General features: G+C 66.7%; 23 protein-coding genes. 9 read left to right on the top strand and 14 right to left on the bottom strand.

Features of this window, described 5'->3' with window-relative positions:
* Positions 1-64: 64 nt before the first annotated feature.
* Positions 65-1765, top strand: a complete 1701-nt coding sequence (locus DMB80_RS22955) for a DEAD/DEAH box helicase (protein ID WP_111511972.1) — start codon at positions 65-67, stop codon at positions 1763-1765.
* A 6-nt stretch (positions 1766-1771) separates the two neighbouring features.
* The gene (locus DMB80_RS22950; protein WP_111511971.1) at positions 1772-2905 is read left to right on the top strand and encodes an acyltransferase family protein; all 1134 of its coding nucleotides are present in this window, start codon (positions 1772-1774) and stop codon (positions 2903-2905) included.
* On the opposite strand, the gene DMB80_RS22945 is transcribed toward DMB80_RS22950, so the two are convergent.
* From DMB80_RS22945 to pcaH, 7 genes are all read right to left on the bottom strand, one after another.
* Positions 2892-3458 (bottom strand): TetR/AcrR family transcriptional regulator, encoded by a 567-nt coding sequence (locus DMB80_RS22945; RefSeq protein WP_111511970.1) that lies wholly within the window; start codon positions 3456-3458, stop codon positions 2892-2894. The two genes, DMB80_RS22950 and DMB80_RS22945, sit on opposite strands and share 14 nt — an antisense overlap.
* Entirely contained in the window at positions 3455-4696 is a 1242-nt protein-coding gene (locus tag DMB80_RS22940) for a cytochrome P450 (RefSeq protein WP_111511969.1), read from the bottom strand. Before DMB80_RS22940 ends, DMB80_RS22945 begins: the two co-directional genes overlap by 4 nt.
* A 252-nt stretch (positions 4697-4948) precedes the next feature.
* On the bottom strand, positions 4949-5494 hold the full coding sequence (locus DMB80_RS22935) for a hypothetical protein (protein WP_111511968.1): 546 nt from the start codon (positions 5492-5494) through the stop codon (positions 4949-4951).
* 321 nt (positions 5495-5815) lie between these two features.
* Positions 5816-6973, bottom strand: coding sequence for a bifunctional 3-oxoadipate enol-lactonase/4-carboxymuconolactone decarboxylase PcaDC (gene pcaDC, locus DMB80_RS22930; protein WP_111511967.1), 1158 nt, complete (start codon positions 6971-6973; stop codon positions 5816-5818).
* Complete coding sequence (locus DMB80_RS22925) at positions 6970-8181, bottom strand: lyase family protein (RefSeq protein ID WP_111511966.1); 1212 nt, start codon at positions 8179-8181, stop codon at positions 6970-6972. Before DMB80_RS22925 ends, pcaDC begins: the two co-directional genes overlap by 4 nt.
* A complete protein-coding gene (pcaG, locus tag DMB80_RS22920; protein WP_111511965.1) occupies positions 8178-8738 on the bottom strand; it encodes a protocatechuate 3,4-dioxygenase subunit alpha in 561 nt (186 codons plus the stop codon). The genes DMB80_RS22925 and pcaG overlap by 4 nt, the downstream gene beginning before the upstream one ends.
* Positions 8735-9493 (bottom strand): protocatechuate 3,4-dioxygenase subunit beta, encoded by a 759-nt coding sequence (pcaH, locus tag DMB80_RS22915; RefSeq protein ID WP_240431346.1) that lies wholly within the window; start codon positions 9491-9493, stop codon positions 8735-8737. Before pcaH ends, pcaG begins: the two co-directional genes overlap by 4 nt.
* Before the next feature lie 179 nt (positions 9494-9672).
* Between pcaH and DMB80_RS22910 the strand changes: the two genes are divergently transcribed.
* Positions 9673-10419, top strand: coding sequence for an IclR family transcriptional regulator (locus DMB80_RS22910; RefSeq protein ID WP_111511963.1), 747 nt, complete (start codon positions 9673-9675; stop codon positions 10417-10419).
* A 17-nt stretch (positions 10420-10436) separates the two neighbouring features.
* Here the strand turns inward: DMB80_RS22910 and DMB80_RS22905 are convergent, their stop codons facing one another.
* Complete coding sequence (locus tag DMB80_RS22905) at positions 10437-11612, bottom strand: 4-hydroxybenzoate 3-monooxygenase (protein WP_111511982.1); 1176 nt, start codon at positions 11610-11612, stop codon at positions 10437-10439.
* A 225-nt stretch (positions 11613-11837) separates the two neighbouring features.
* Here DMB80_RS22905 and DMB80_RS22900 point away from each other — a divergent pair, with 225 nt between their 5' ends.
* From DMB80_RS22900 to DMB80_RS22885, 4 genes are read left to right on the top strand one after another with little or no spacing between them, the layout of a single operon-like run.
* Positions 11838-12119: a hypothetical protein gene (locus DMB80_RS22900; RefSeq protein ID WP_240431345.1), complete on the top strand. Its 282-nt coding sequence runs from the start codon at positions 11838-11840 to the stop codon at positions 12117-12119.
* On the top strand, positions 12119-13648 hold the full coding sequence (locus DMB80_RS22895; protein WP_111511961.1) for a solute symporter family protein: 1530 nt from the start codon (positions 12119-12121) through the stop codon (positions 13646-13648). Before DMB80_RS22900 ends, DMB80_RS22895 begins: the two co-directional genes overlap by 1 nt.
* A 40-nt stretch (positions 13649-13688) precedes the next feature.
* Positions 13689-15290, top strand: a complete 1602-nt coding sequence (locus tag DMB80_RS22890) for a thiamine pyrophosphate-dependent enzyme (RefSeq protein WP_111511981.1) — start codon at positions 13689-13691, stop codon at positions 15288-15290.
* Positions 15291-15319: 29 nt separating this feature from the next.
* A complete protein-coding gene (locus tag DMB80_RS22885) occupies positions 15320-16255 on the top strand; it encodes a malate dehydrogenase (RefSeq protein ID WP_111511960.1) in 936 nt (311 codons plus the stop codon).
* Between the two features lie 14 nt (positions 16256-16269).
* Here DMB80_RS22885 and DMB80_RS22880 read toward each other — a convergent pair whose 3' ends face one another.
* Entirely contained in the window at positions 16270-17028 is a 759-nt protein-coding gene (locus tag DMB80_RS22880; RefSeq protein ID WP_111511980.1) for an IclR family transcriptional regulator, read from the bottom strand.
* 158 nt (positions 17029-17186) lie between these two features.
* Between DMB80_RS22880 and DMB80_RS22875 the strand changes: the two genes are divergently transcribed.
* Complete coding sequence (locus DMB80_RS22875) at positions 17187-18677, top strand: aldehyde dehydrogenase family protein (protein ID WP_111511959.1); 1491 nt, start codon at positions 17187-17189, stop codon at positions 18675-18677.
* Positions 18678-18759: 82 nt separating this feature from the next.
* Here the strand turns inward: DMB80_RS22875 and DMB80_RS22870 are convergent, their stop codons facing one another.
* From DMB80_RS22870 to DMB80_RS22860, 3 genes are read right to left on the bottom strand one after another with little or no spacing between them, the layout of a single operon-like run.
* The gene (locus DMB80_RS22870) at positions 18760-19407 is read right to left on the bottom strand and encodes a 3-oxoacid CoA-transferase subunit B (RefSeq protein ID WP_111511958.1); all 648 of its coding nucleotides are present in this window, start codon (positions 19405-19407) and stop codon (positions 18760-18762) included.
* Complete coding sequence (locus tag DMB80_RS22865) at positions 19404-20060, bottom strand: 3-oxoacid CoA-transferase subunit A (RefSeq protein WP_111511957.1); 657 nt, start codon at positions 20058-20060, stop codon at positions 19404-19406. Before DMB80_RS22865 ends, DMB80_RS22870 begins: the two co-directional genes overlap by 4 nt.
* Complete coding sequence (locus DMB80_RS22860) at positions 20060-21274, bottom strand: acetyl-CoA C-acetyltransferase (RefSeq protein WP_111511956.1); 1215 nt, start codon at positions 21272-21274, stop codon at positions 20060-20062. Before DMB80_RS22860 ends, DMB80_RS22865 begins: the two co-directional genes overlap by 1 nt.
* Positions 21275-21347: 73 nt before the next feature.
* On the opposite strand from DMB80_RS22860, the gene DMB80_RS22855 reads away from it, so the two are divergent.
* Complete coding sequence (locus tag DMB80_RS22855) at positions 21348-22253, top strand: LysR substrate-binding domain-containing protein (protein ID WP_111511955.1); 906 nt, start codon at positions 21348-21350, stop codon at positions 22251-22253.
* Between the two features lie 174 nt (positions 22254-22427).
* Here the strand turns inward: DMB80_RS22855 and DMB80_RS22850 are convergent, their stop codons facing one another.
* Positions 22428-24086 carry an AMP-binding protein gene (locus DMB80_RS22850; RefSeq protein WP_111511954.1) on the bottom strand — a complete coding sequence of 553 codons (1659 nt, stop codon included), beginning with the start codon at positions 24084-24086 and terminating at the stop codon, positions 22428-22430.
* Positions 23981-24901, bottom strand: a complete 921-nt coding sequence (locus tag DMB80_RS22845; protein WP_205538859.1) for an NAD(P)H-dependent flavin oxidoreductase — start codon at positions 24899-24901, stop codon at positions 23981-23983. The genes DMB80_RS22850 and DMB80_RS22845 overlap by 106 nt, the downstream gene beginning before the upstream one ends.
* Positions 24902-25025: the final 124 nt, after the last annotated feature.

Genomic DNA, 25025 nt, shown 5'->3' with positions numbered 1-25025 from the left:
CGTCAGGCACGCGGCAGGACATGAGGAGGGAGAGAGGCGGAAAGGGCACTAGACTGCCACCACGATGACCTCCTCGGATGTGACCCCCGCCAGCACGGATCTGCCTGTCAGCCCGACCTTCGCCGACCTGCAGATCCACCCCTCGGTGCTGCAGGCGGTCAGCGACGTCGGCTACGAATCGCCGTCGCCTATCCAGGCTGCGACGATCCCGGCGATGCTGGCCGGCTCCGACGTCGTCGGTCTCGCCCAGACGGGAACCGGCAAGACCGCCGCGTTCGCCATCCCGATCCTGAGCAAGATCGACACCTCGAGCCGCGCCACCCAGGCGTTGGTGCTGGCCCCGACACGTGAGCTCGCGCTGCAGGTGGCCGAGGCATTCAGCCGGTACGGCGCGCACCTGAACGTCAACGTGCTGCCGGTGTACGGCGGCAGCTCCTACGGGCCTCAGCTCGCCGGCCTCAAGCGGGGCGCGCAGATCGTCGTCGGCACGCCGGGGCGCGTGATCGACCATCTGGAGAAGGGCACGCTCGACGTCAGCCACCTCGACTACATGGTGCTCGACGAGGCAGACGAGATGCTGCAGATGGGCTTCGCCGAGGACGTCGAACGCATCCTCGCCGACACCCCGGAGTACAAGCAGGTCGCGCTGTTCTCGGCGACCATGCCGCCGGCGATCAAGAAGATCACCAACAAGTACCTGCACGATCCGGTCGAGGTCACGGTCAAGTCGAAGACCCAGACGGCCGAGAACATCACCCAGCGCTACCTGCAGGTGTCCTACCCCCGCAAGATGGACGCGCTGACCCGGCTGCTCGAGACCGAGCAGGGCGACGCGATGATCGTCTTCGTCCGGACCAAGCAGGCCACCGAGGAGGTGGCCGAGAAGCTGAAGGCCCGCGGGTTCGCGGCGGCCGCCATCAACGGCGACATCCCCCAGGCGGTCCGTGAGCGCACGATCAACGCGCTCAAGGACGGGTCGATCGACATCCTGGTCGCCACCGACGTCGCCGCCCGCGGTTTGGACGTGGAGCGGATCTCGCACGTGGTGAACTTCGACATCCCGCACGATCCGGAGTCGTACGTGCACCGGATCGGGCGTACCGGCCGGGCGGGCCGGTCGGGCACGGCGTTGTTGTTCGTGACGCCGCGCGAACGGCATCTGCTGGGTGCCATCGAGCGGGTGACGCGGCAGAAGCTGGTCGAGATCGAGCTGCCGTCGGTCGAGGACGTCAACGAGCGTCGTGTGCAGAAGTTCCGCGATTCGATCACCGAGGCGCTGGCGGCACCGGGCATCGAGTTGTTCCGAACCTTGATCGAGAACTACGAGCGCGACCATGACGTGCCGATGGCCGACATCGCTGCCGCGCTGGCGCTGCAGAGCCGCGACGGCGAAGCATTCCTGATGACCGAGCCGCCGCCGGAGAAACGCCGGGACAAGAAGGACCGACCGGATCGTGCCGACCGTGACGACCGAGGACCGCGTAAGCAGCGGGAGCGGCGCAGCGATCTGACCACCTACCGCATCGCGGTGGGGAAGAAGCACAAAGCCATGCCGGGTGCGATCGTCGGCGCCATCGCCAACGAGGGCGGTCTGCATCGCAGCGATTTCGGTCACATCGCGATCAAGCTGGACTACTCGCTGGTGGAGCTGCCGGCCAATCTCTCGCGGGAGACGCTGAAGAAGCTGGAGAACACCAGGATTCAGGGTCAGTTGATCAATCTGGAACCCGATCGCGGGCCGAAGGCGCGCCGCAAGACGCACTAGCGCCCGATGACGCTGTCACGAGACGCCGACGCTCAGGGTGGCCTGGAGTCGGTGACCCCGACCGGCCGGGTCGACTCTCTGACCGGTATCCGGGCCGTGGCGGCACTTCTGGTGGTGCTGACCCATGCGGCCTACACCACCGGTCACTACGGCCAGGGTTACGTCGGGCTGATGTTCTCCCGCATGGAGATCGGGGTGCCGATCTTCTTCGTGCTCTCGGGCTTCCTGCTCTTCGCGCCGTGGGTGAACGCCTGCGCTGCAGATGCGCCCGCCCCGTCGGTGACACGCTATGCGTGGCATCGGGTGCGCCGCATCATGCCCGCGTACGTGGTCACCGTCGTCGCGGCCTACCTGGTCTACCACTTCCGTACGGCCGGGCCGAATCCTGGGCACACCTGGGAGGGTCTGGCCCGCAACCTGACGCTGACCCAGATCTACACCGACAACTATCTGTATTCCTATCTGCACCAGGGACTCACGCAGATGTGGAGCCTCGCCGTCGAGGCGGCGTTCTACGTCGCGCTGCCACCGATGGCCTACCTGCTGCTGGTGGTGTTGTGTCGCGGACGTTGGCGGCCGTGGCTGCTGCTGGCCGGACTGGCCGCGCTCGCGGCTTTGTCGCCGGCCTGGCTGTGGCTGGTGCACACCACGTCGTTCCTGCCCGATGGCGCGCGGCTGTGGCTACCGGGGTACCTGTCGTGGTTCGTCGGCGGCATGGTGCTCGCGGTGCTGGCGGCCATGCGGGTGCGCGCCTACGCGCTCGCGTGCCTGCCGATCGCGGTGGTCAGCTACCTCATCGTGTCCACACCCATCGGCGGGGAGCCGACGACATCGCCTGCGCTGTTGTGGGAAGCGTTGGCCAAGAGCGCGTTCTACGCAGTGATCGCCACGCTGGTCGTGGCTCCGCTGGCGCTGGGCAACACGGGTCTGTACGCGAAGGTGATGGCGAGCAGGCCGATGGTGTTCCTCGGCGAGATCTCCTACGAGATCTTCCTGATCCACCTCGTGACGATGGAACTCGTGATGGTCGAGATCCTGCAGTATCCGATCTACAACGGTTCGGTGTGGTTGCTGTTCCTCGGGACGATGGTGGTGACGGTGCCGCTGGCGTGGCTCCTGCATCGCTTCACCCGGGTGTGACGACACGGGGTACGACGAACTCTGCGAGCATCTCGGCTTCGTCGCCCTCGTCGCGGCCGGGGAAGACCAGGAAAGAGGTCAGCACCCGCACCAGCCAGCGGGCTCGCTGTTCGACACGGTCTCCGAAACCCAATGAGCCGACGAACATCTCGGTCAGCGTTGCGATCACCGGTGACTGCTCGGCCATCTCGCCGCCCAGCGGACGCGCGGAGGCGGTGAACCAGGATGCCAACGCGGGGTTCTCGCGAACCATCCGCAGGCAGCGGAGCATGCCCTGCACGAGGCGCTGTTCCGGATCGGTGATCGAGGCGAGCTCATCGGTCAGCTCGCGGTAGATCCGGTGCGTCTCTCGGTGAACGTAGGCGGTGTGCAGCGCTTCGCGGTTCTCGAAGTATCGGTAGAGGGTTGCTCTCGAACACCCCGCTGCCGAGGCGATCTCGTGCATGCCGACCGTCGCGGCGGGCTGGCCGGCGAACAGTTCGCCTGCTGCGTCGAGGATGCGTTCGGCAGCGATCTCGGTGCGCTGCGCGGCCAGCCAGTCGCGGCCGCTCACCGGGTCACCGTGATCGGCACGGACAGCGGTCGGCGCACGTAACTGCCGCCGGCCCAGACGATGCCGTCCTCGTCGACGGTGAACTCCGGTATCCGGGCAAGGAGTTCGGTCAGTGCCACTCGCGACTGCATCCGGGCTGCCGCCGAGCCCAGGCAGAAGTGCGCGCCGTGGCTGAACGTGAGGATGTTGCGCGGGTTGCGCGTGACGTCGAGTTCGCCTGCATCAGGACCGTATTCGCGTTCGTCGCGGTTGGCCGAACCGTAGAGGAGAAACACTTTGCGGCCTGCGGGAATGGTGCGGTCGCCGATCGTGACGTCGCGGGTGGTGGTCCGGGCCAGACCCTGCACCGGGGAGGTGAGCCGCAGGAACTCGTCGACGGCGCCGGGGATCAGGCCGGGATCGTCGACGAGGAGGAGGCGTTGATCGGGGCGCTGGTGCAGCAGTTGCACCGAGCCGCCGAGCATGCCCGTGGTGGTGTCGTTGCCGCCGGTGACCATCGTGAAGGTGAACGCGAGAACCGAGAGCACGCCGGCGATGTCACCGTCGGCGCCGACTCCGGCGGCCACCAGGTGAGAGACGGTGTCATCGGCCGGTTCGACGCGGCGACGCTCGATGAGTGCGGTGAAGTACGCCATCATCTCGCCGAGTGCGTCGCCGAGCCCGTCGAGTGAGCCGCCGATGCCACCGTCGGCGGTGTTGGCCGCGACGATCGCCTCGGTCCAGCCGTCGAACTTGCCGCGGTCGGCCTCGGGTACGCCGAGATAGTGGGCGACGACCATCGACGGCAGCGGCTTGAACAGTTGGGCGACGATGTCGCCGCCGCCGTTGGTGCGCAATCTCTCGATGCGTTCGACGACGAACTGGCGCACCGTCGGCTCGATCGCCTCGACCTGGCGCGGGGTGAAACCGCGTGACACGAGCTTGCGGAACTCGGTGTGCGTCGGGGGATCCCGCATCACCATCGGTGGGTTGTCGGCCAGGCCGATCATCTCGAGTTCGCCGTAGTTGACGGTCAGCCCCTGTGCCGAGGAGAACGTCTGATGGTCGCGCGCTGCGGACCAGATGTCGGCGTGCCGGGAGAGCACGTAGTAGTCGTGATCGGGCCGGTCGGTGGGGACGACGTGGTGGACGGGGTCGTGCTCGCGCAGCGCGCGGTACATGGGCCATGGTTCGGCCCAGGTGTCAGCAGTAGCCAGGGTGAAGTGGGCCGGGGCTGCGTGAGACAAAAGCGCTGACATGTCTCGTGTCTACGACAGATAGCGCCCAGTGTCAATATCCATCAAAAAGATTGATCTGCCCACTGTGTGTCCTGTTTCGGTCAGGTTTGACAGTAAGTGGGACGAGAGCCGACAGCCGCCGCTGACAAGACAGTGCGTGGGTGCACGAGATGCAGGCCTCATTGTTGAGGCCGCAGTTCGTGCCTGCGGCGCCCCGCGTTATCGGTCTGAGGATTCACCTCAGGGCGCGGTGGTGGTGTGGGTCTCGGGAGACTAGGACTCCGAATGGCGCTCGGGGACGTGGGAACGTGCCCAGTGCGCGAGCACGGCGGACAGCAGGGCGAACTTGATCAGTGCTGCGCGACGGGCACGTACTGCGTGCGTTCGGCGATCCCGGCCCCCCAAGATGTTCAGCAGCGCTACGCCCTCTGCGGCGTCAGCGGCCACCGCCGCCCCGCAGGCGAGCTGAGCCCACGGAAACAGTCGACTACCCGAGCGTCGCCGTGCGAGTCGGCGATCGGCGCCTTCTGCGAGCAGCACCGCGAATGCTCCGTAGGTGGTCATGTAGCCGAAGTCGAGCCACAACGAGGTCCGTGCAGCGGCAACACCCTTCGGCCCCCAGCTGTCGATCATCGAGCTTGCCCGGTCCGGGGTCCCGGCCAACTCGAACGCGATGATTCCCGGACCGCCCGTCGCGCGCATCACGCGCTCGAGCCGCAGCATCACCACTGTCGTAGCCAGCCACAGCCCACCCGCCCATCGGGTGGCCGTGCGTACCTGACCGTCAGTCACCGAATGCACCGACCATGAGAACGCCATGGGAGATGTTAACCCCGAGCCGCAGACCGGAAATCGCTGGTGTCGTGGCAATCGTCTCGAATCTCAGACGTCGACAGGAGGCATTGAGACGCGCTCATGCCGCGAGACGTGGTGCCGAAAGATGGCAAAACTCTAGGACGAATCCGCCATGACAGACCCTGGGACACATCACATCGCCGCAGTTCGCTGCTCGATCAAATGACAGCGAAAGCGGGAATCTGCACAGGAGAAAGACCCGGGGAGAACCGCCGGCTGTTCCACGCGCGAAGCGCGATAGGTCAGATTCACGTTGCTGTGCAACGTGATTCGATGGCCGGCGCGTCAGGGTTCGCTGAGGACTTTCGAGGCGATTCGGAACGCGGTGTTGGCGTCAGGCACGCCGCAGTAGATCGCGGTCTGCATGAGCAGTTCCTTTATCTCGTCTTCGGTGAGCCCGTTGCGGCGGGCGGCGCGCACGTGCATCGCCAGCTCTTCATGATGACCACGGGCGACCAGCGCGGTCAGGGTGATCATCGAGCGGCTGCGGCGGTCGAGGCCGGGCCGGGTCCAGATCGTGCCCCAGGCGTATTCGGTGATCATCTGCTGAAAGTCGGCGGTGAAGTCGGTGGTGGCCTCGACGGCGCGGTCGACGTGGGCATCTCCGAGCACAGCGCGCCGCACAGCCATGCCTGCGGTGTGTACCCCAGCGGTGGTCTCGTGGCGGACGGTGTCGACACCGCAGTGCACGGCGATCAAATGGGCCACCGTCGCCGGTGATTCGGCGGGTGCCAGATGCCCGATCCCGTCGAGCACCACCAGACGGCCGTCGGCCACCCCGGAAGCAATGTGTTGCAATGACTCCGGCGGCGTCGGGATGTCATGAGTGCCCGCTACGGCCAGCACGGGTGCCTCGATCTCCGCAAGCCGGTCGGTCACGTCGAAGCCCGCCAAGGCTTCGCAGGTCTGGGCGTAGCTCTCGGCATCGGTGTCGCGCAAGGCGGCGAGCAAGGCGGTGGCACGGTCGGTTTGGCGGTCGGCGAACCCGGGGCCGAACCAGCGTTCGGCTGAGCCGGCCAATAGGGCCGTCGTCCCGCCGCTGCGAACGGTGGCGGCGCGGTCGTGCCAGCCGTCGGGGGTGCCGATCTTCGCTCCGCTGCACAGCACCGTGGCCGAGGTGACCCGGTGTGGTGCCTCCAGCATCAGTTGTAATCCCACGGCCCCGCCGACGGAGTCGCCCGCGAAGTGGAACGTCTCTGCGCCGAGCCGGTCCGCCAGCGCCAACACCGCAGCGGCGAGGTCGGTCACGGTGAACGGTTCGCCCGACGGGCTGCGACCGTGCCCGGGAAGGTCCCAGGCGACGACGCGTAGGTGGGTCCGCAGATGGCGGGCGGCCGGTGCCCACAGGGTGTCGGCCGAGGTGCCCAGCGACGGTCCGAGGAGCAGAACGGGTGCGTCGACGGGACCTCCGGCGTCGGTGCCGACGAGTCGGGGCAGGGTCATGACACATCCTTGAGGCGGTGGGCGGCGAGGTGTCGGGCTGCGCGGTCCAGTGTGGCCTCGACCAGCCGGTCGGTGATGCCGAGGTAGGTCGAATCTGGTTGTCGGCCGGCGAGTGTGGCCATGGTGCGTTGCTCGGCGCGTAGGTCGCCCGCAGCGGCGAGGTTGGCCGCGGCCCGGTCGGGGTGGACCCGTAGTCCGGTGATCAGATCCGTGGCGTGGGCGGCGGCGACGACGGTGCGCCGCGCAAGGGTGGCAATGGTTGCCCATTCGGCGTGCCAGGCGCCGTCGGCGCGTTCGTCGACGCTGAGGGCGGCCGCGGTGTGAAGGGTGCCGGCCAGCGGGCCGGCGGTCAGCGCGGCGCGGCGGATCAGTACCGAGCGGACCGGGTTGCTCTTGTGCGGCATGGTCGACGAGCCCCCGCCGCTGCCCTCGGCGAATTCGCCGATTTCGGTGCGACTTCCGGTGGCGACGTCGGCCGCGAGGTGCCCCCACGCGTCGCACAGCCCAGCCAGTGCGTCCCCGATCCGGGTCAGGGGTGCCCGCGTTGTCTGCCAGGGCGGCGCGGCGGCCAATCGGAGCCGGCGGGCCACGTGCTCGGTGAGGTGGAGTGCGTTGTCGGCCGAGCCGGTCAATTCGACGACCGCGGCCAGAGTTCCGACCGCACCACCGAACTGGACGGGTAGTCGGGTCCGAAGGGCGACCATCGCGTCGGTCGCGTCGAGTAGACCGCTCAACCACGCGGCCACCTTCGCCGCGACGGTGCTGGGCAACGCGGCCTGTGTCAGGGTGCGTGCGGGCATCGGCGCGTCACGGTGGGTGACGATCAGCGCCGCGAGGACCTGGATCTGAGTCGCGATCTCTTCGCTCAGCCGTGTCAACACGTCGCGGAGGCACAGCATCAGCGCGGTGTCGACGACGTCCTGGCTGGTGAGCCCGCGGTGCAGCCACCGTGACGTCGGCTCCGGGGTTCGTTCGCGCAGTAGGTTCACCAGCCCGGACACGGGGCTGCCGTCAGCGTCAGCGAGGAGGGCGATCCGCTCGACGTCAACGGCGGTGTCCAGGGTGAACTCGGCTTCGGCAGGCGCGACCCCTGCCTCGACCAAGCCGTCGAGCCACGCTTGCTCGACGGCGATCATGGCGCGCAGGAACGCAGCCTCGCTCATCGCGTCCCCGGCGAGGTGGTCGCCGGGCCAGAAGAGGTCGGTCACGCCTGATGGCTCGGGTAACGCAGGAATACCGTCTCCCGGGGGCCCTGCAGGCTGACGTCGAACCGCAATCCGTCTCGATCCGGTGTGGCGATCAGGGTGTCGCGTCGCTCGCCGGGCAGGGAGGCCAGTAGCGGATCCTGGTCCAGGTGATCCCCGGGGAGGTAGGCCCGCGTGAACAACCGGTTGAGCAGGCCCCGGGCGAAGATGGTCACCAGGATGAACGGAGCTGCAGTGGGCTTCGTCGCACCGGGTGGCACGGTCGAGAAGGAGTAGTGGCCCTCATCGTCGGTCGCGGCGCGGCCCCAGCCGGTGAACGTCCAGCCGTCTCGATGCAGGGCACCGCTGGCGGTGGGCACGCTGCCGTTGGCGTCGGCCTGCCAGATCTCCAGCAGCGCGTCGGTTACCGGGGCTCCGTCGCCGTCGGTGACCACGCCGTGGAAGCGAATGGCCCCTGGCGAGCCGGGCGGCACCAGTTCCGAGCCTCGGTCGAACGGCAGCGTGTAGCCGAAGAACGGTCCGACGGTCTGGCCGGGCGTCGCAGTGAGCACAGTGGTCATCCTTTCGAATCCTCCATCGGTGTCCGCGACGCGCCGGTCAGCACGATGTCCCAGCGGTAGCCGGTGGCCCATTCGTGGGTGGTGACGTCGTGGTCGTAGGCGGCGACCAGTCGGTCGCGGGCCTTGCGGTCGGTGATCGCCTGATAGATGGGGTCCAGGGCGAACAGTGGGTCGCCGGGGAAGTACATCTGGGTGATCATCCGCTGGGTGAACTCGGTGCCGAACAATGAGAAGTGGATGTGCGCCGGGCGCCACGCGTTTCGATGATTCTTCCACGGATATGGTCCCGGCTTGATCGTGGTGAATCGGTAGTTGCCGTCGTCGTCGGTCAGGCAGCGGCCGGTTCCGGTGAAGTTCGGGTCGACCGGCGCGGGATGCTGATCGCGCTGGTGGATGTAGCGCCCCGCGGCGTTGGCCTGCCAGATCTCGACCAACTGGCGGCGCACCGGATGGCCGTCGCCGTCGACGATGTGGCCGGTGACCACCATCCGCTCGCCGATGGGCTCACCGTGCTGGCCGATGGTCAGGTCCGATTCCAGGGCCCCGACGTCGCGCGGCCCGAAGCACGGGGTCCAGAGCTCCACCCCCTCCGGATCGGCGTGGTGCAGGTCCTTGGTCGGGTACCGCAGCACGCTGCTGCGGTAGGGGGCGTAGTCCCTGCGTGGTTGGGTCTCCTCGACCCCCGCCCGCTGGTAGGCGGACTCGATCGCCTTGATCTCCGCACTCACCTCGGCCTGACTGCTTAGAGGGTTCACGCTGTCATGCTGACGCGTTTGCGTGATCGAGGCTACAGTGCCTTTTCACTGAGCGGAAGCAGCGCGAGGGCGGTACGCGCGTCTGGTTGGGGACGCGATGTTGTCCGAAATGCCCCGGCGGCTCAGCGGGCTGTGCTTTCATTCAGTGGAAGCGCTGGAGTCGGAGCGGAGGTGACGGCGTGGCGGGCAACGTGTCGCACCCCGGCCAGTCCGTGGCGTCGCGCACGTTGTCACTGCTGGGCACCTTCGACACCACCCACCGCCGGCTCACGTTGACCGACATGGCGCGGCGCGCCGATCTACCCGTGCCAACGGCATATCGGTTGGTCAACGAACTCCAGGAATGGGGCGCGCTGACCCGAACTCCATCCGGCGAATACGTCATCGGACGCCGTCTCTGGGACGTGGGACTACTGGCGCCGACGCAGACCGGTCTGCGCGAGATCGCCTCGCCGTTCCTGCACGACCTGTACGGAGCGACGCTGGCCACGGTCCACCTCGCCGTCCGAGAGGGCACCCAGGCCCTGTACCTCGACCGGCTCGCCGGCCATGCGTCGGTCCCGGTCGTGTCCAAGATCGGATCACGACTTCCGTTGCACGCCACCGGTGTCGGCAAAGTGCTCTTGGCTCACGCCCCGGCGGCTGTCCAGGAAGACGTGATGTCGCACCTGCAGCGCGTGACTGCTCGCACCGTCGTGCATGCCGGCGTATTGAAGGCTCAACTGGCACGAGTGCACCGAGACGGCTACGCCACCACGGCGGAGGAGATGACGCTGGGCGCGTGTTCGGTGGCAGTGCCGGTGTTGCGGCAGGAGACTGCCGTGGCGGCACTGGGTCTGGTGTTACCGACTCTCAAGCGCGACAAGCTGCGCTTGGTAGCGGCATTGCACGTTGCAGCGCAGGGGATCTCGCGCAGCCTGTCTTGAGCCGTCCCCGCGTGCGGTCAGTCGATGTGCAGCGGTAGCCCGGCGTAGTTCTCTGCCAGGCCCATCGCCGCGGCGCGACTACTGCACACCCATCGAAGCTGCGCCTGCTGGAGCTGCGCCTCGAACGGGTCGTCGCTGATGTGCAGCATGCTGGTCATCCACCAGGAGAAGTGCGTGCAGCGCCAAACCCGCTGTAGTGCGGTGTGCGAGTAGTTGTCGGCGAGCGTGGGGTCGTTCTTCTTGATCAGCGCAGTGAGCGCGGGCGCCAACACCGAAACGTCGGCGATCGCCAGGTTGAGGCCCTTGGCGCCGGTTGGCGGGACGATGTGGGCGGCGTCGCCGGCCAAGAACAGCTGCCCATGGCGCATCGGAGTCTGCACGTAGCTGCGCATGGGGAGCACGCTCGACTCGGTGATGGGGCCGGTCTGCAGCGACCAGCCGTCGATGCCGGCCCCCAGTCGGGTCGACAGTGCGTCCCAGATCCGTTCGTGCGACCACGATTTCACGTCGGTGTCGTTGGGTACCTGCAGGTAGAGCCGACTGACGGTCTCCGAGCGCATGGAGTGCATCGCGAACCCGTCGGGATGCCAGGCGTAGACGAGCTCGTCGGTGGACGGTGCGACGTCGGCGAGCACACCCAGCCACGAGTAGGGGTAGACCTTCTCCCACACCTGCTTGACGGTCTGTGGGATCGCCGCGCGGCTGGGGCCGAACGACCCGTCGCAGCCGGCGATAACGTCGGCGTCGAGGCGGTGCGCCGTCCCGTCGGCGGTGAAGGTGACATAGGGCCGCTCGGAGGCGATGTCGTGGATCGCGACGTCGCCGGCTTCGTAGACGATCTGCTGGCCAGCCGCCCGCCGTGCGGCGACGAAATCTCTCTGCACGTCGGTCTGCCCGTATACCCACACGCTGCGTCCGACCAGGTCGACGAAGTCCAGATGATGACGTTCCCCCGGTGTCTGCAGATAGATGCCGCGGTGCTCGATTCCTCTGTGCGCCAAGCGGTCACCGAGGCCGGCCGAACGCAGTAGCTCCACCGACGAGTGCTCCAGGATGCCGGCCCGGATCCGTGAGAGGACGTACTCCTCGGTGCGCGCTTCCACGATCACCGAGTCGACGCCGTCGGCGGCGAGCAGTTGGGACAACAACATGCCGGCAGGGCCGGCGCCGATGATGGCGACTTGGGTGCGCATGCCGCCAGTGAACGGCACCGGTTGGCCGTTCACCCACCCTTTGCTTTCACTCACCGAAAAGGCGCGGCATCGGTCCGGTCAGCCGGTCACGGACGGGTTTTCCGCATGTTGAGAGAAGCACTTTCGACTCGCGCACGCCACGAGGCATCGTGTGTGAGCCGCAGTACACCCGGTATGCGGATGTGTCTCGACACACAACTCGCGATTCTCACCCGGAGACAACCCATGATTCCTCCAGCCGTTGACCAGGGGGTGCGGGCGCCTCGCACTCTGCCGCCCGAAACGCGCACGCAGATTCGACGAAAACTGCTCAGTGGTGGGGGAGCCTTCGCGCTGCTCCTGGTGCTGACGATACTCATGCTGTTCACCCCGGTCTTCGACGGCCATGTCGGCGGTGTGGGCATCGGCTACATCGTGGCGTTCTTCAATTTCCTCGTGGTCTTGACGATCGCCATGGAGCACTGCGTGCGCAGCAACCGACTCGACGATGACGGCGGGGCCGCCTGATGCATGCGTTGTCGATGGTCATCGTGGCGGTCATCGTGGTTGCCACCCTGGGGCTGGCTGCGCTGGCGGCGCGGCGTAATTCCGATGCCGGGGACCACTACGTGGCCGGCCAACGTGTCAGCGGGTGGCAGAACGGGCTCGCCATCGCTGGCGAGCAGCTTTCGGCGGCCTCACTGTTGGGCATCACCGGAGCGGTGGCGTTGACGGGGTTCAGCGGTTTCTATCTCGCCATCGGTATCCCGACCGCCTTCCTGCTGGTCCTGCTCATCGTGGCCGAACCACTGCGCAACCTCGGCAAGTACACCCTCGCCGACGTCGTGTCGTTTCGGTTCGATGGTCGACTGCTGCGGGCATCTGTGGCGGTCACCACCCTGGTGATCAGCGTGATCTACATGATGATCCAGTTCGTGGGAGCCGGCATTCTCGCCGAACTCCTTCTGGGCGTGCCATTTTCGGTGGCGGTCGTGGTCCTGGCGGTCCTGATGACCGTGTACATGTTGCTCGGCGGAATGGTCGCCGCCACCCATATACAGGTCTTCAAGAGTGTCCTGCTCCTCGCCGTCGTCTTCATTCTCCTGTTGTTCGTGATCTCCCGGACGGGATGGAATCCCGTGGGCCCCCTCGTGGAAGCGTCCGCCAAGTTCGGCCCCGAGGTGGTCAGCGCGCATCGGCTCGACTCCGCCTCGGCCTGGAACAACGTGTCACTGATCATCGGCCTTGGCCTCGGCGTGATGGGGCTGCCCCACGTGATGCTGCGGTTCCTGACGACGAAAAACGCCCGCGCGGCACGGACGTCCTCCCTGATCGCGATGTCCATCTTCTCGGTGTTCTTCCTGCTGTTGCCGATCTTCGGCTACGCCGCCCTCAACGAGGTCGGTCGCGAGAGAATCGTGGCCGACAACAAGGGCGGCAACTTGGCAGTCGCCCGCCTCGCGGAGGCCGTCAGCGGCAACATGCTGCTCTCGGTGCTTGCCGGTGTGGTGATCGCCACCATCCTCGCGGTCCTCGCCGGCATCGCCATCGCCGCGTCGGGTGCAGCGGCACATGACCTGTACACCAACGTCATCAAACGCGGTGACGTCAGTCCTCGCCGGCAATTGATCGTCGGTCGGGTCGCCGGTGTCGTCATCTCGCTACTGGCGATCGTGCTCGCCCTCGGGGCGCAGAATCTCAACATCGGCTTCCTCGCAAACGTCGCCTTCGCGATCGCCGCTGCCACCCTGACGCCGGTCCTGGTACTCACGATCTACTGGCGCGGATTCAACAGAACCGGTGCCCAAGCCGCCATCACCGGTGGGCTGTTGCTGAGCATCGTGCTCGTTGTGATCGGCCCGAACGTGATGGGCGGCGGCGCAATCTTCCCGCTCAGCATTCCGGCAATCGTGACCGTCCCCGTCGCGTTTGCGCTCGCCTGGCTCGGCACCTTGGCCGGGCGCCGGAACGGCGATGCCCACGGACGTCCGTACGACGAGATCGCAGTCCGTGCGTTCCCACCGCGGCGCGGCGTCGCGACGTCCGACGCCCGATGAGTTCCTCGCCGATTTCCTTCGAAAACTGGAGTTACAGCTGATGACCACTGTTCGTGACCAGACGTTCGACATCTTCCGCCGGTTGGGGATGACGACGATCTTCTCCAACCCCGGATCCACCGAGGTGTCTCTGCTCACCGACCTCCCCGACGACCTCGACTTCATCCTGGGCTTGCATGAGGCGTCCGTGGTCGGAATCGCGACCGGGCACGCACTGGCCGCCGACCGCCCCGCTCTGGTCATCCTGCACACCACGGCCGGCCTCGGCAACGCCGTCGGTGCACTGGCCACGGCACGGTGCAACCGGGCGCCGCTCGTGGTCATCGTGGGCCAGCAGGACCGACGTCATCTGGCGCTGGAGCCATTTCTGGCCGGCCACTTGTCCAACCTGGCGGGTGATTACCCCGTCTGGGTGGATCAACCGGCCCGGCCCCAAGACGTGCCCGGGGCGATCGCGCGAGCCTGGCACGAAGCCAGGATCGGTCGCGGCCCGGCGTTGGTCATCGTCCCGATGGACGACTGGCTTGCCACCGCGGCCCTGGACGAGGTCGCCGCACCGGTCCGGATGCTCGTCGATCGGCTGCCGCGACCCGATTCGGTGACAGAGGTCGCCGAGTTGACTCGCAACAGCAGCAATCCGGCGCTCGTCGTCGGAGCCGGACTGGACAGCGCCGCCGGGTGGCGGGCGGCCACCGCACTGGCCGAGCGACTCGGCTGCCCTGTCTATCAGGAATCCTTTGGTGCCCGTGCGGGTTTCCCGCAGGATCACCCGCAGTTCGCCGGGCATCTCCCGGCCGGACGGTCCCGGCTCAGAGAGGTACTCCGGCCGCACGACCTCGTCGTCACCATCGGCGCGCCGGTGTTCCGTCAGTACCCGTTCGAGGACGGACCCCTGGTGCCCGACGGCACATCGGTGGTCGTGGTCACCGACGACGGCAACGAAGCTGCCCGCAGCCCAGCCGATCTCGCGATCCTGGCCGATCCGGCCGAATTCGCCGCGATGCTCGCCGCGGAAGTGCCGACCCGTCCCCAGATGGCGGCTCCGGCCCGCCAGGCGCAACGGCCCGCCCCGGTGCAGCCCGGCTCGGCGCTGCGCGCAGCCGACGTCCTCACCGCGCTCAGTGACCGGCTGCCGAGCAACACAGTTGTCGTAGAGGAAACCCCTTCGAGCCGACCCGACCTACACCGGCTGCTGCCCGCCCGCGAACCACTCGGTTTCGTCAGCGCCGCCATGGGCGGGCTCGGTTTTGCGATGCCGGCGGCCATCGGGTTGAAGATGGCTGCCCCGGAGCGTCCGGTGGTAGCAGTACTCGGCGACGGCTCGTCGCTGTATTCCATCCAATCACTCTGGAGCGCAGCGCGATACGACGTCGGTACCCTATTCGTCGTCCTGGCCAACGGCCGCTACGCGATCATGGACCGGCTCGCGGAGAAGGAAGGCACCGGACCGGCGCCCTGGCCTGCGTTCGAGGAAGTCTCGGTCAGCGGCCTGGCCACCAGCCTGGGTTGTCCGGTCAGCCGCGCCGCCGGGCTCGCCGACCTTCTCGAGATCCTCGACGAAGTGATCCCGACCCTGTCCACCCGTAAGAGCCCACTGGTCCTGGAAGTCGCGGTCCAGGCCGACCGAGACTTCCAGCCCTGACCTCCACCATCCCGATCAGAAGGAACCCCATGAACGACACTCCAGTAAAGGTCACGATCTTCGGCGGTGCAGGCGGGATCGGATCCTCCGTCGCCTTCAACCTGCTTCGCGGGCGCGCGACGTACGACATCGTCATCGTCGACACCAAGCCCAACATGGTGACCAGCCACGTGATGGACATGCAGGACATGGCCGGCATCGACGGCTTCTCGACGGTCCGGGGCGGCACCGCCGACGACGCGGCCGATTCCGACATCGTCATCCTCAGCGCCGCCGTCCCCCTGCGCCTGAACACCTCCCGATCGGTGTTCCTGAATGACAACGCCCGGATCGTCGACGAGCTCGCCGTACCGCTGCTCACGTCCGGCTGGGACGGTGTGCTCGTCATGCTCACCAACCCGGCCGACGCGCTGGCCACCTGGCTGCATCAGCGCACCGGGTTCGATCGGCGAAAACTGCTGGGTTACACACTCAACGACAGCCTGCGGCTGCGGACCGGTCTGAGCCGGGCGTTGGGCGTCTCGGCGCACCGCGTCGAGGCGTGGGTGCTCGGCGAACACGGTGCCGGGCAGGTCCCGCTCTATGACAACGTGCGCGTCGACGGATCACCCGTGCGGGTCGATGCGGAGCAGCGGGCAATCGTCAAGGAGTACGTCGACTCCTGGTACGTCACCCATGTGGCACTGGATTCCGGACGGACGTCGACCTGGAGCACCGGCCGCGGAACGGCCCTGCTCGTCGAGAATATGCTCGCCGAATCTGCGCAGCCGGTACCGGTCTCGGTGGTTCTCGACGGCGAATACGGCATCGAGGGTGCGAGCGTGACCGTTCCTGCGCTGCTCGGCGGGCACGGGGTGCGTGAGATCGTCGAGTGGGACCTGTCCGCCGCCGAACTCGACGGGCTCCGGACCGGCGCCGAAACCGTCCGGGCAGCCGCGGAGAGCATCGAGCTCAGCCGAGTGTGACGGGGTCGCCCCGATCAGCGCCTGCCGTCCTGGCGAAGGCTGCGGGAGACGACGGCGGCGGCCACCCGGACACCCTGGGCGAGGCCGGCCAGGTTCGGGTGGACGGCCGGCACGACGACGGAGATCGCGGCGACGACGCTGCCGTCCTTGCCGAAGACCGGCGCGGCCGCCGAGGCATTGCCCTCGGTCATCTCGTTGCGCGAGATGACGAATCCTGTGGTGCGGATGTCGGAGAGGACCTTGCGCAACACATCCGGGTCGGTGATGGTGCCCGATGCCATCTTCGGCAGTTCATCGGACAGCACCGCTTCCCGCAACGTCGGCGTACCGAAGGCCAGCAACACCTTTCCTGGTCCGGTCGCGTGCAGTGGCAGTCGGTAGCCCACCTGTGACGAGACGGCGGCGCCCCTACGGGACTGGGGTGCGAGTCGCTCGACGTAGAGCGCACGACTGCCGTCGAGGACGACCAGATGCACTACTTCGTGCGTTGTCTCGAAGAGGTCTTCCAGTACCGGGAGTGCGACGTCGCGCAGCTGGCGCTCCTTCGGGGCGAGGGCACCGAGCTGCCACAGTCGGGTTCCGACGGTGTAGGTGCCGCGCCCGGTCCGGTCCAGGCCGCCCCACTTGACGAGTTCAGCGAGGTATCGATGCGCGGTGGCCGGCGGGATCTTCGTCTCGTCGACGATCTGGCCCAAGGTCTGCTCGGGTCGGTCTTCGCTGAATGACTCGAGAATGGACAGCGCTCTTGCCAATGAACTTATGGACTGGCTCATCGATCGGTCCTTCGCCTCGTAACGGGCCAAACGTACGTCTTCCACATGGTGAGAGGAAGCATTGCCCACATGTTGACCATGATCGACAGTGACTCACAACACTTTGATCCCGTTACCGGTGTTGGGTCACGGAGGCTGAGGAACGAAACGGAGAAACGATGACAAGCACAGAAAAGCTCCGCCAGACCACGCGGCTACTGGCCCATCCGGTGTGGGAGTCCCGCATCTTCATGGGGGAGTGGGTGCGCGGCAGCGCTGCCGACCACGCAGTGGTCGAACCCGCGACGGGGCGGCAGCTGTCAACGGTCGGAATGGCAACCGGTGCTGACGTTGCGCGTGCCGCCGAGCGAGCCGCGCGTGCTCAGGTCGACTGGGCCGCCCGGCCCTTCACCGAACGGGCCGAGGTTCTGCGCCGCGCCGGCATGCTGTTCGAGCAGTACGCCGACGAGATCGACGAGTGGGTCATCCGCGAGTCCGGCAGCGTCGCGGCCAAGGCCCGCATCGAAACACATACGGCCGCCGAGGAATGCCACAACGCCGCCGCACTCGCCGGCCACCCCTTCGGTGAGGTGTTGCGCTCGGAGCAGTCACGGCTGAGCTTCTCGCGCCGTATCCCGGTGGGCACCGTCGGCGTCATCGCACCCTTCAACTTCCCGATCATCCTGTCCATCCGCGCCGTGGCACCGGCGTTGGCGCTCGGCAACGCCGTCATCCTCAAACCGGATCCGCGCACCGCGGTCTGCGGCGGCATGGTGCTCGCCCGCGTCTTCGAAGAAGCGGGGCTCCCTGCGGGACTGCTCAGCGTGTTGCCGGGCGGAGCCGAGGCCGGCGAAGCCGTTGTCGTCCACCCCACGGTGCGGGTCATCGCATTCACTGGGTCGACCCGCGCGGGACGCGTCGTCGGTGAACTCGCCGGTAGACACCTCAAGCGCGCGCACCTCGAACTCGGAGGCAACAACGCGCTGATCGTGCTTGCCGACGCCGACCTCGAAAAGGCCGTATCTGCAGGAGCTTTCGGCTCGTTCCTGCATCAGGGCCAGATCTGCATGGCGGCGGGCCGCCACCTCGTACACGAGAGCGTCGCCGCTGAGTACGCTGCGCTGCTCGCCGAGCACGCCGACCGTTTGCCTGTCGGTGATCCCAACACCGGCGACGTCGCCCTTGGCCCCATCATCGACGCCAAACAGCGGGATCACATTCACGCGTTGGTCTCCAAGAGCGTGGAGGCCGGCGCCACGCTGGCCGCCGGCGGCCGTTATGACGACTTGTTCTACCGGCCCACCGTGTTGGCGCAGACACCGGTGACGGCCGCCGCCTTTCAAGACGAGGTGTTCGGCCCCGTTGCCCCGGTTGCGTCGTTCGGCTCGATCGACGAAGCCGTCGCGATTGCCAACAGCTCCGACTATGGGCTGTCGCTGAGCATCCTGACCGCCGACGCCATGAAGGGCCTCGAAATCGCAGAGCGCATCCCCGCCGGGCTGGTGCACGTCAATGACCAGACCGTGGGAGACGAGGCAGTAGCACCATTCGGAGGGGTCGGGTCGTCCGGCAACGGTGGGCGGGTCGGAGGCATCGGCGCGAACCTGGACGCGTTCACCGAAACCCAATGGGTCACTGCGCAGAGCACGATCCCCGTGTTCCCGTTCTGACCGTCGAGCGGAGGGTGGGGTAGGGCGCTGTTCTCGAGGTAAGTTCAATTGGCTCGAGCGGGGTTCTCGCGCAGTGCATCCCCTACGGATTGGATGCAGGATCGAGCAGTGGCACGTCGAGGCAATCGGCGAGCTCAGCACGGCTGATGCCGTAGATGTCGCGGACGGTCACACCTTCGGCGGTGATGTCGAACACCGCCAGATCGGTGTAGACACGGGACACGCATCCCAGACCGGTCAGCGGATAGGTGCACGACGGAACGAGTTTCGGCGAGCCGTCCTTGGCGAAAAGCGTCATCATCACGAACACCTGCTTGGCGCCGATGGCCAAGTCCATGGCACCGCCGACCGCGGGGATGGCTTCGGGAGAATTGGTATGCCAGTTGGCCAGATCGCCGTTGGCCGACACTTGAAACGCACCCAGCACGCAGACGTCGAGGTGGCCGCCACGCATCATGGCGAACGAATCGGCGTGGTGGAAGTAGGCGGCTCCGGGAAGCTCGGTGACCGGGATCTTGCCCGCGTTGGTCAGGTCGGGGTCGATCTGATCGCCAGCAGCTGCGGGTCCCATGTTCAGCATGCCGTTTTCGGTGTGCAGCACGATCCCGCTGCCGGCGGGGAGGTGGTCAGCGACGGTGGTGGGTTGACCGATCCCGAGGTTGACGTACGAACCGGCGGGTATATCGCGTGCGACAAGGGCGGCCATCTGTTCTTTTGTCAGCGCGCTCATACCGCCACCACCTTGTCGACGAAAATGCTGGGGGTGACCACGGCTTCAGGGTCGAGGGCACCTGTGGCGACCACCTCGCTGACTTGAACGATGGTCGTGGCGGCTGCCGTTGCCATCACGGGCCCGAAGTTGCGAGCGGTCTTGCGATACACCAGATTGCCCATCCGGTCGGACTTGTATGCGCCGATGAGTGCGACGTCACCGGCCAAAGGGTATTCCAAAATGTAACTCCGGCCGTCGATCACACGCTCTTCTTTGCCTTCGGCCAACGGGGTTCCCACCGCAGTCGGGCAGTAGAACGCGCCGATGCCGGCGCCGGCGGCACGCATCCGTTCGGCCAGGGTGCCCTGCGGCACGACCTCGAGCTGGATGTCGCCGGCGTGGTAAAGGCCATCGAACACCCAGGAATCGGACTGCCGGGGGAACGAGCAGATCACCTTGCGGACACGTCTGGCGGCCAACAGTGCAGCCAGGCCGGTATCACCGTTACCGGCATTGTTGGATACGACGGTGAGATCCGTTGCGCCGTTGCCGATCAGCGCGTCGATGAGCGCAACGGGCATGCCGGCCATTCCGAAACCGCCGATCAGCACGGTGCTGCCGTCTTCGATGTCGGCCACCGCGTCGACGGTGGTGTCACAGATGATCGCCATCAGGCCACCGCCTCGAACACCGCGGCCAAGCCCTGACCGCCGCCGATGCACATGGTTTCCAGCACCGTCCGTGCACCACGGCGCCGCGCCTCAAACGCGGCGGTGGCCAGAACTCGGGCACCGGTCGCGCCGATCGGGTGCCCCAGTGAGATCCCGGACCCATTCGGATTCAACCGGTCATCGAGGGCGTCGACCTTCCACTCAGCCAGTACTGCCAGCACCTGCGCGGCGAAGGCCTCGTTGACTTCGATCAGGTCGATGTCGTCGAGTGTCAGTCGAGCACGCTTCAGCGCTGCGGCGGTCGCAGAGACGGGACCGATGCCCATGATCTCCGGTCCGCAGCCCGTGACGGCCCATGAGCGCAGCTTCAACAGTGGTGTCAATTCGAGCCTTTGGGCGTGGCTGGCGGTGGTCACGACACACATCGCCGCGCCGTCGTTCTGGCCCGAGGCGTTACCGGCGGTGACCGTCGACTCGGCATCGACCTTGACTCGGATCGGTCGCAACTCGGCCAACTTCTCGACAGTGAGGTCGGGGCGCGGATGCTCATCTCGATCGACGAGCACGCCGGGTTCACCGCGCTTACCCGGGACGGTGACGGGCACCAGTTCGTCCTCGAAGCGGCCATCCTCGTAGGCGGCGAGCGCACGTTGGTGCGACCGAAGCGACAACTGGTCCTGATCGTCGCGGGAGATACCGTACTCACGCCGCAGATTCTCCGCGGTCTCGATCATGCCACCTTCGATGAAATACGAAGTGCCCCCAGCAGTTTCGCGAGAACGGTCCAATCGATCCAGCAGCGCGATGCCACCTTGCCGGACACCGGTTCGCAAACCGAGGGCGTAGTGCTCGACATTCGACATCGATTCGGCCCCGCCGGCAATGACCACATCGGCCGCCCCGGTGGCGACCTGTCCAGCCGCGTACAGGATGGCCTGCAAGCCGGAGCCGCACCGCCGATCGATCTGCAAACCAGGCACCCCTGTACCGAGACCAGCATCGAGAGCGGCGATGCGCCCGATCGCCGGCGCCTCGCCATTGGCGTAGCCGTTACCGAGAACGACGTCGTCGATGTCGCCCCCGCGAAGGCCGGTGCGCTCGATCAAGGCCCGCAGCGCCGCGGTGGCCAGGTCGGTGGCGGACAGCGCCGCCAGGGCGCCGCCCATCCGACCGACCGGAGTGCGGACGGGACTGCAGATCACCACATCGGTCATGCCTCGACGATAGGACGCACCGACGATACTCTGAAATACTTAAATCAGCAGAATTGATAGGTGGAAAATCTTAATGGAGCTGCGGCACCTGCGCTACTTCCGATCCGTCGCCGAAGAACTCCACTTCGGCCGCGCTGCGCAGCGACTGCACATCGCCCAACCTCCACTGTCCCAACAGATCCGTCAGCTCGAACGCGAGTTGGGTGTCGCCCTGCTGACCCGCTCCACTCGCAGTGTCGAGCTGACCCCCGCCGGCCAGGCGTACCTGGACCGCGCCATCGCGATCCTGGCCGCGGTGGACGATGCCGCCGACGTAGCCCGCCGCGTTGCAGAGGGCACCACCGGACGGCTCACGATCGGGTGTGTCGGCTCGGCCACCTATTCAGTGCTGCCGCAGCTCGTCCGCGCGCTACGTGAACTGCTTCCCGATGTCGACGTCCGCGTGCGCGGTGAGATGCTCGCCCCGGCGCAGCTGACGGCGCTGGCGGCGGGGCAGATCGACCTTGCGCTGCTACGCCCTCCGGTGGTCGATCCCGGACTGTGCACCGAGATCGTCCGCCGCGACTCGCTATTGGTGGCGCTGCCCGAGGGGCATCGTCTGAGCCGGCGAAAGGGGTTGGCGATCGGCGATCTGCGCGAGGAGGAGTTCGTCGCTCACGTCGGTGGTGGTCGGTCAGTCATGGGTACCGTCGTGACGAGCCTGTGCGCCGAGGCCGGCTTCACTCCTCTGGTGCGTCACGAAGTGCAGGAGACCTCGACCCTGGTGACGCTCGTGGCCGCCGGTCTCGGAGTAGCGATCGTGCCTGCACCGACAGCTGCCTTGGACGTCGCCGGCGTCGCGTATCGGCCGCTGCGGCCGCGCGCCCTCGGCGTCGATCTGGTGGCTGCCTGGTCCGCCTCGGCACACGACCAGCTAATTCGGAGGGCCACCGCGACGCTTTGTGACATTGCGTCGGAAGGCGCGACGTCCAGGCCGTAACCGATATGTCGTACTGAGCCAAACCATCGGTGATCGAATCTGGTGGCCCAACACGATTCGCCGCGATCCCCATCGCCACACTCGAGAGTCCGTCATGACAGGTTCTCGGACACTGCGACTCGCTGCAGTGAGGCGTTGTCGAAGATCAAAGTGAAAGCGGGAGCCTACGAGAGACTATTCGGCGCGCGTTCCGTTGGCTGTTCCGCGACCGGTGTGTAAATGCGTGCTCCGGAGTGCCTTCTTGTCGACCTTGCCCAGCGCCGTACGCGGCAGGACGTCGGTCACCAGCAACTGCTTGGGTGTGTGCAACGAGCCCTTGACGTCACGAACATGGCTGATGAGCGTGGCCGGGTCGGAGACGGCGCCGGGTCGCAGGACGACGGCGGCCACCACGATTTCACCCCAGTGGTCGTCGGGGACGCCGAAGACGGCGGCTTCGGCGACATCTGGGTGAGACGCCAGTGCGTCCTCCACCTCGCGGGGATACACGTTGAATCCGCCGCTGATGATCATGTCTTTCTTGCGATCGACGACGCGCAGGTATCCGCGGCCGTCCACGGTCGCCATGTCGCCGGTCAGTATCCAACCGTCGCGTGTGGGTTCCGGTTCCTGCTGCTTGAAGTAGGACTCCATTGCGGCCGGGCCGCGGACCGCCAGTTCACCAGCCGCGCCCCGCGCAACCTCGTTGCCGAGGTCGTCGAGGATGCGTACCTCGGTGGTCGTGGTCGGAACACCGCAGGAGCCTGCCAGCGTCGGGTCTTGGTGATCGCTGCGGGAGAGATAGCTGATGGGGTGGTATTCGGTCTGCCCGTACAGCTGGGCGAACACGGGGCCCAGGCGACGGTGCCCCTCGGCGAGGCGCGAGGGTGGCATCGGCGCGGCGCCGTAGAGCAAAACCTCCAACGCGGACGTATCGGTGTGACCCAACATCGGATGGTCGAGCAGCGCGTAGATCATCGTCGGTACGAGCAGCGTGATGCTGATTCGTTCGGCGGCGATGGCGCCCAGAACGGCAGCGGGATCGAACCCGTGGTGAAGGTGGACCGTGCCGCCTCGCGCCAGGACCGGCAGAATCATCGACCCGCCCACGTGACTGTTGGGGGCGACGGCGAGATAGCGTGGAGATTCGGGTATCTCGAAGTCTGCCAGTATCGCTGCGGCTGAGGCCACCAACGGTGCGTGGCGTCGCAGCACACCTTTCGGCCGACCAGTCGTGCCCCCGGTGTAGTTGATGATCGCGACGTCGCCGGCGTCGGCGCAGTCGTGTGGTGCCCGCGGTCCGACGCCGGCGGCAGCCTCGGACAGACCGACGCCGTAGTCCGCAGCGCCGAAAGAGAATGCAGCATCCAGGTCACGACCACGTCGACCGAAGTTCTGCTCGTCGACGATGACGGCATCGGCCTCGCTGTGCTCGATCTGAAAGCGCTGGTCCTCGATGGATGCCAATGGATGTAGCCACGTCACCGTCATTCCGCCGGCCTGCACGGCGACGGACGCGCACCAGGACTCCATGCGGTTGGCGCTCAGAATTGCCACGCACGAGCCTCTTTGGAGGCCGTGTTCGCTCAGAACGGCTTGGTAGCGGCCGATGAGTTCGGCCGCCGCGGCATACGTGGTGTGCTTACCCGAAGGATCGACGAATGCACTGCGTTGCGGATGTCGGGCGAGCGCGCGCAGGGCCGACCCGCCCACCGTCGGTGAGGTCGTCAGGGATCGCGTGGCCGTCGTCACTTCGCCTCGAATTCCAGCGCGAGTTGATCGATGAGATCCGATACGTCGCTTGTCCGTTCGATGGCCGAGACGGTGTGCCCGGCGCTGAAGATGTCCTGCCATCGCCTGGGTCCGCCATGGTCGGTCTTGCCCCCGTACAGTTCTGTCGCGTTCGCCGCCGTGATCTGCTCGTTCAACTGCGCCGGGTCCAGACCGGCGGCGCGGATCGCCGGACGTAACATGCTGCACGGCAGTCCCGTGAACGCACTCGTCAGCATGACATCGTCGATCGTGGACGTCACCAGCATGTCGCGGTACTCCTGCGAGGCCCGGCTCTCCGTGGTCGCGATGAAGCGGGTTCCCATGTATCCCAAGTCGCAGCCCAAGGAGATCGCTGCCCGCAGGGCGTGCCCGTCGCTCATGCCGCCGGCCAACACCACTGTCCCGTCGAAGAATTCGCGGACTGCACGGACGAACGCGAATGGGTTCATCCACCCGGTCTGGCCGCCTGCGCCTGCAGTCAGTAGGACAAGGCCGTCGACCCCGGCGGCGACGGCCTTGCGCGCGTGGTCCAGCGTCGCGACGTCGGCGAGAACGAGTGCCCCGATGTCGTGGAGCGGTTGCACCACGGGCGCGGGGGAGCCCACGCTCGTGATCACGATCTCCGCGCGGTGCTCGATCAGACACGCCACGTGGTCGGCGAGCGCCGGTTGTCTGATGATGAGGTTCGCGCCGTAGGGCGTGGTGATGCCTGCAGTGGACATCATGGTCAACCATTCGTCGAGTTGCTCGACACTTCGAGCGTTGGCAGTGGGAAATGCGCCGATGACGCCCGCGCGGCAGGCGGCGATGACCAACTCCGGGCCGGAAATTCTCAGCATCGGCGCCGCGATCAACGGTAAGCGCAACCGGGATGCCAGTGCTCCGGCCAGGGCCATCATCGGGCTCCCATTCGTCCAAACAGGCAACCAGGTGCCACCTGTTTTCTAATTCATATTAAATCGCGAGGCCGGGCGAATCAATACCTTCCGCCTGGCAGGCGGTGTCTCCCGCGTTGCCCCC

Source organism: Mycobacterium kyogaense, from assembly GCF_003254575.1.
GTDB lineage: Bacteria > Actinomycetota > Actinomycetes > Mycobacteriales > Mycobacteriaceae > Mycobacterium > Mycobacterium kyogaense.
The sequence above is the reverse complement of the archived record's forward strand: the minus strand, read 5'-3'. Positions and strand labels throughout refer to the sequence as shown.

Excerpts from the sequence above, each read along its gene's own strand:
- DMB80_RS22955 (WP_111511972.1), top strand. The coding sequence starts at position 65 with ATGACCTCCTCGGATGTGACCCCCGCCAGCACGGATCTGCCTGTCAGC.
- DMB80_RS22950 (WP_111511971.1), top strand. The coding sequence starts at position 1,772 with ATGACGCTGTCACGAGACGCCGACGCTCAGGGTGGCCTGGAGTCGGTG.
- DMB80_RS22940 (WP_111511969.1), bottom strand. The coding sequence starts at position 4,696 with ATGTCAGCGCTTTTGTCTCACGCAGCCCCGGCCCACTTCACCCTGGCT.
- DMB80_RS22935 (WP_111511968.1), bottom strand. The coding sequence starts at position 5,494 with ATGGCGTTCTCATGGTCGGTGCATTCGGTGACTGACGGTCAGGTACGC.
- pcaDC (WP_111511967.1), bottom strand. The coding sequence starts at position 6,973 with ATGACCCTGCCCCGACTCGTCGGCACCGACGCCGGAGGTCCCGTCGAC.
- pcaG (WP_111511965.1), bottom strand. The coding sequence starts at position 8,738 with ATGACCACTGTGCTCACTGCGACGCCCGGCCAGACCGTCGGACCGTTC.
- DMB80_RS22905 (WP_111511982.1), bottom strand. The coding sequence starts at position 11,612 with ATGCGCACCCAAGTCGCCATCATCGGCGCCGGCCCTGCCGGCATGTTG.
- DMB80_RS22900 (WP_240431345.1), top strand. The coding sequence starts at position 11,838 with ATGATTCCTCCAGCCGTTGACCAGGGGGTGCGGGCGCCTCGCACTCTG.
- DMB80_RS22895 (WP_111511961.1), top strand. The coding sequence starts at position 12,119 with ATGCATGCGTTGTCGATGGTCATCGTGGCGGTCATCGTGGTTGCCACC.
- DMB80_RS22890 (WP_111511981.1), top strand. The coding sequence starts at position 13,689 with ATGACCACTGTTCGTGACCAGACGTTCGACATCTTCCGCCGGTTGGGG.
- DMB80_RS22885 (WP_111511960.1), top strand. The coding sequence starts at position 15,320 with ATGAACGACACTCCAGTAAAGGTCACGATCTTCGGCGGTGCAGGCGGG.
- DMB80_RS22880 (WP_111511980.1), bottom strand. The coding sequence starts at position 17,028 with ATGAGCCAGTCCATAAGTTCATTGGCAAGAGCGCTGTCCATTCTCGAG.
- DMB80_RS22875 (WP_111511959.1), top strand. The coding sequence starts at position 17,187 with ATGACAAGCACAGAAAAGCTCCGCCAGACCACGCGGCTACTGGCCCAT.
- DMB80_RS22870 (WP_111511958.1), bottom strand. The coding sequence starts at position 19,407 with ATGAGCGCGCTGACAAAAGAACAGATGGCCGCCCTTGTCGCACGCGAT.
- DMB80_RS22865 (WP_111511957.1), bottom strand. The coding sequence starts at position 20,060 with ATGGCGATCATCTGTGACACCACCGTCGACGCGGTGGCCGACATCGAA.
- DMB80_RS22860 (WP_111511956.1), bottom strand. The coding sequence starts at position 21,274 with ATGACCGATGTGGTGATCTGCAGTCCCGTCCGCACTCCGGTCGGTCGG.
- DMB80_RS22855 (WP_111511955.1), top strand. The coding sequence starts at position 21,348 with ATGGAGCTGCGGCACCTGCGCTACTTCCGATCCGTCGCCGAAGAACTC.
- DMB80_RS22850 (WP_111511954.1), bottom strand. The coding sequence starts at position 24,086 with ATGGCAGGACATCTTCAGCGCCGGGCACACCGTCTCGGCCATCGAACG.
- DMB80_RS22845 (WP_205538859.1), bottom strand. The coding sequence starts at position 24,901 with ATGGCCCTGGCCGGAGCACTGGCATCCCGGTTGCGCTTACCGTTGATC.